Raw genomic sequence first — 4,056 nt, 5'->3', positions numbered from 1 at the left:
AGAACCACGGCCAGGAATGCCCGGCGCGCGGATACTTCCGCTCAAGGGCGTCGGGAAGCGCAACGCCGCTGCGGCCCTCGGCCTGGTCCTTCAGCCACCATGCCCGTGCACGCGACAGCTGCTCGCGCAGGCTGGGTGCCAAGCTCTCGGGTAACATCAAGGCCCGATCCTTGGAGCCCTTGCCCTCCCGCACGATGATCGTGCCGTGATCGAAATCCAGATCCTTGACCCGCAGTTGCAAACCCTCACTGATCCGCATGCCCGTTCCATACAGAAGCTGGGCGAACAAACGATGCTCGCCTTCCAGAAAACCGAGGATGCGAACCACTTCATCCGGGGTCAGCACCACCGGCAAGCGCCGCGACGGCCGAGGTCTTCCGATCTCCTGAAGCCAGGGCAGATCCGTGCACAGCACCTTGCCGTAGAAGAACAGCAAGGCCGCCAATGCCTGACGATGCGTGGAGACCGAAACCTTGCGCTCGTTCGCCAGCCAGGACAGAAATGCCTCGACTTCGCTGCTGCCCAAGGTTGCCGGGTGACGCACACCGTGGAAACGGATGAAGGCACGAACCCAGTGGACATAAGCCTGTTCGGTTCGTAAACTGTAATGCAAGTAGCGTATGCGCTCACGCAACTGGTCCAGAACCTTGACCGAACGCAGCGGTGGTAACGGCGCAGTGGCGGTTTTCATGGCTTGTTATGACTGTTTTTTTGTACAGTCTATGCCTCGGGCATCCAAGCAGCAAGCGCGTTACGCCGTGGGTCGATGTTTGATGTTATGGAGCAGCAACGATGTTACGCAGCAGGGCAGTCGCCCTAAAACAAAGTTAGCCATATCGGGAGTTAAATTGAAAATTTCATTGATTTCTGCAGTGTCAGAAAATGGCGTAATCGGTAGTGGTCCTGATATTCCGTGGTCAGCAAAAGGTGAGCAGCTAATCTTTAAGGCGCTCACATACAATCAGTGGCTTCTTGTTGGAAGGAAAACATTTGACTCTATGGGAGTTCTTCCAAATCGCAAATATGCAGTAGTGTCAAAGAATGGAATTTCAGGGTCAAATGAAAACGTCTTGGTTTTTCCTTCAATAGAAAATGCTTTGCAAGAACTATCTAAAATTACAGATCATGTATATATTTCGGGTGGGGGGCAAATCTATGAAAGCCTTATTGAAAAAGCAGATATAATTCATCTATCTACTATTCATGTTGAGGTTGAAGGTGATATTAAATTCCCTATATTACCTGAAGGTTTCAACTTGGTTTTTGAACAGTTTTTTGTGTCTAATATAAATTATACATATCAAATTTGGAAAAAAGGCTAACAAGTCGTTGCAGCACCAGTCGCTCCGCTCCTTGGACAGTTTTTAAGTTGTGGTTTTATGGTTTTGCTGCGCAAAAATATTCCATAAAACCACAACTTAAAAACTGCCGCTGAACTCGGCGTTATGCTGTGACCCGGGTTGTTGGCGAAGCGAACGTATGGCGATTAAAGTAATAAACGCAAAGGTAAAATAATGACGTGGAGAACGACCAGAACACTTTTACAGCCTCAAAATCTGGACTTCAATGAGTTTGAGATTCTTACTTCCGTAATTGAGGGCGCCCGAATTGTCGGCATTGGCGAGGGCGCTCATTTTGTCGCGGAGTTTTCACTGGCTAGAGCAAGTCTTATCCGCTATTTGGTCGAAAGGCATGATTTTAATGCGATTGGTTTGGAATGTGGGGCGATTCAGGCATCCCGGTTATCTGAATGGCTCAACTCAACAGCCGGTGCTCATGAACTTGAGCGATTTTCGGATACCCTGACCTTTTCTGTGTATGGCTCAGTGCTGATCTGGCTGAAATCATATCTCCGCGAATCAGGAAGAAAACTGCAGTTAGTCGGAATCGACTTACCCAACACCCTGAACCCAAGGGACGACCTAGCGCAATTGGCCGAAATTATCCAGCTCATCGATCACCTCATGAAACCGCACGTTGATATGCTGACTCACTTGTTGGCGTCCATTGATGGCCAGTCGGCGGTTATTTCATCGGCAAAATGGGGGGAGCTAGAAACGGCTCGGCAGGAGAAAGCTATCTCAGGGGTAACCAGATTGAAGCTCCGCTTGGCGTCGCTTGCCCCTGTACTGAAAAAACACGTCAACAGCGATTTGTTCCGAAAAGCCTCTGATCGAATAGAATCGATAGAGTATACGTTGGAAACCTTGCGTATAATGAAAACTTTCTTCGATGGTACCTCTCTTGAGGGAGATACTTCCGTACGTGACTCGTATATGGCGGGCGTAGTAGATGGAATGGTTCGAGCGAATCCGGATGTGAAGATAATTCTGCTGGCGCACAACAATCATTTACAAAAAACCCCAGTCTCCTTTTCAGGCGAGCTTACGGCTGTTCCCATGGGGCAGCACCTCGCAGAGAGGGTGAATTACCGTGCGATTGCATTCACCCATCTTGGACCCACCGTGCCGGAAATGCATTTCCCATCGCCCGACAGTCCTCTTGGATTCTCTGTTGTGACCACGCCTGCCGATGCAATCCGTGAGGATAGTATGGAACAGTATGTCATCGACGCCTGTGGTACGGAGAATTCATGTCTGACATTGACAGATGCCCCCATGGAAGCAAAGCGAATGCGGTCTCAAAGCGCCTCTGTAAAAACGAAATTGAGCGAGGCATTTGATGCCATCGTCTGTGTTCCAAGCGCCGGCAAGGACAGCCTAGTTGCCCTATAGGAAACCGGAAATGAAAATGAGGGAGCATAACCTGCGAATCCACCGGACGGTTTTCAACCGCCGGTGATCAGCGCGTTAGACATCATGAGGGTAGCGGTGACCATCGAAATTTCGAACCAACTATCAGAGGTGCTAAGCGTCATTGAGCGCCATCTGGAATCAACGTTGCTGGCCGTGCATTTGTACGGCTCCGCAGTGGATGGCGGCCTGAAGCCATACAGCGATATTGATTTGTTGGTTACTGTGGCCGTAAAGCTTGATGAAACGACGCGGCGAGCATTGCTCAATGACCTTATGGAGGCTTCGGCTTTCCCTGGCGAGAGCGAGACGCTCCGCGCTATAGAAGTCACCCTTGTCGTGCATGACGACATCATCCCGTGGCGTTATCCGGCTAAGCGCGAGCTGCAATTTGGAGAATGGCAGCGCAATGACATTCTTGCGGGTATCTTCGAGCCAGCCATGATCGACATTGATCTAGCTATCCTGCTTACAAAAGCAAGAGAACATAGCGTTGCCTTGGTAGGTCCGGCAGCGGAGGAATTCTTTGACCCGGTTCCTGAACAGGATCTATTCGAGGCGCTGAGGGAAACCTTGAAGCTATGGAACTCGCAGCCCGACTGGGCCGGCGATGAGCGAAATGTAGTGCTTACGTTGTCCCGCATTTGGTACAGCGCAATAACCGGCAAAATCGCGCCGAAGGATGTCGCTGCCGACTGGGCAATAAAACGCCTACCTGCCCAGTATCAGCCCGTCTTACTTGAAGCTAAGCAAGCTTATCTGGGACAAAAAGAAGATCACTTGGCCTCACGCGCAGATCACTTGGAAGAATTTATTCGCTTTGTGAAAGGCGAGATCATCAAGTCAGTTGGTAAATGATGTCTAACAATTCGTTCAAGCCGACCGCGCTACGCGCGGCGGCTTAACTCCGGCGTTAGATGCACTAAGCACATAATTGCTCACAGCCAAACTATCAGGTCAAGTCTGCTTTTATTATTTTTAAGCGTGCATAATAAGCCCTACACAAATTGGGAGATATATCATGAAAGGCTGGCTTTTTCTTGTTATCGCAATAGTTGGCGAAGTAATCGCAACATCCGCATTAAAATCTAGCGAGGGCTTTACTAAGCTTGCCCCTTCCGCCGTTGTCATAATCGGTTATGGCATCGCATTTTATTTTCTTTCTCTGGTTCTGAAATCCATCCCTGTCGGTGTTGCTTATGCAGTCTGGTCGGGACTCGGCGTCGTCATAATTACAGCCATTGCCTGGTTGCTTCATGGGCAAAAGCTTGATGCGTGGGGCTTTGTAGGTATGGGGCTCATA

General features: G+C 49.8%; 4 protein-coding genes and 1 pseudogene. 4 read left to right on the top strand and 1 reads right to left on the bottom strand.

The genetic code is table 11. The annotated features are described in order from the left end of the window. Window positions 1–691: class 1 integron integrase IntI1 (gene intI1, locus N5C88_RS31305; protein ID WP_110247368.1), on the bottom strand; the 691-nt coding region annotated here is incomplete at its 3' end. 157 nt (window positions 692–848) lie between these two features. Here intI1 and dfrA32 point away from each other — a divergent pair. From dfrA32 to qacE, 4 genes and pseudogenes are all read left to right on the top strand, one after another. Further along, complete coding sequence (gene dfrA32, locus N5C88_RS31300) at window positions 849–1,322, top strand: trimethoprim-resistant dihydrofolate reductase DfrA32 (RefSeq protein WP_032084013.1); 474 nt, start codon at window positions 849–851, stop codon at window positions 1,320–1,322. 192 nt (window positions 1,323–1,514) lie between these two features. Next, complete coding sequence (ere(A), locus tag N5C88_RS31295) at window positions 1,515–2,735, top strand: EreA family erythromycin esterase (RefSeq protein WP_032084014.1); 1,221 nt, start codon at window positions 1,515–1,517, stop codon at window positions 2,733–2,735. A gap of 84 nt (window positions 2,736–2,819) precedes the next feature. Beyond that, window positions 2,820–3,658 (top strand): annotated as a pseudogene (locus N5C88_RS31290) (AadA family aminoglycoside 3''-O-nucleotidyltransferase). A 116-nt stretch (window positions 3,659–3,774) separates the two neighbouring features. Beyond that, window positions 3,775–4,056: quaternary ammonium compound efflux SMR transporter QacE (qacE, locus tag N5C88_RS31285; RefSeq protein WP_031969115.1), on the top strand; the 282-nt coding region annotated here is incomplete at its 3' end.

It is taken from the genome of Achromobacter sp. GD03932, from assembly GCF_029839485.1.
GTDB lineage: Bacteria > Pseudomonadota > Gammaproteobacteria > Burkholderiales > Burkholderiaceae_B > Achromobacter > Achromobacter bronchisepticus_A.
This window is presented reverse-complemented; position numbering and strand designations above follow the sequence as displayed.